General features: G+C 66.3%; 1 protein-coding gene. It reads left to right on the forward strand.

The features are described 5' to 3' along the window. Positions 1–123: 123 nt before the first annotated feature. Positions 124–526 (forward strand): hypothetical protein (locus JAO81_RS43295; RefSeq protein ID WP_374194424.1); only part of this gene is annotated, 403 nt, incomplete at its 3' end.

A 526-nucleotide genomic window follows, 5' to 3' on the forward strand; every position in this document is an offset into this window, starting at 1 on the left:
CCGGTGTTGGTAGCACCGGGCAAGGCCGCAAAGGCGTAGAAGAATCGTGCCTGATGACATTTCGATCCGTCAAACCGAACTCTCGAACAACGCGGTTCAGCCCCTGTCGCATCGGCGGTATCCATGAACGCAGAAGAGACCTCGCCACTGACCACCTTCCCTGTGCCGGGAGGCGCCTGGTTCTCGTTCCCGTGCCCGTCGTGGTGCGTGTCCGACCACGCGGCCGACTTGGAGGGTGCGGGCGGGCGGATGTACCCCGAGGACGTCGTCCACCGCGGCGCCCCCATCTGGCTCGGCCTTGAGGGAATGAAGGTCCTTGAGGCGTATATCCAGGATGAGCCGTACGGCGGGGATGGCCGGCCCCCGTCCCCCGTCGTGCACGCCGACGGTGACCGCGTCGAGGCGGCCGAGCTAGATCTCGTTCAGGCTGACCAACTCATCGTCGCCATGCGGGAACACGCGGGCCGCCTGGTGGCGCTTCGGAATCGCCTGGCTAGCCTGCGCAACAGACGGTCAGTGTCCGCGC

Origin of the sequence: Streptomyces sp. N35, from assembly GCF_016464295.1 — a bacterium.
Classification (GTDB): domain Bacteria; phylum Actinomycetota; class Actinomycetes; order Streptomycetales; family Streptomycetaceae; genus Streptomyces.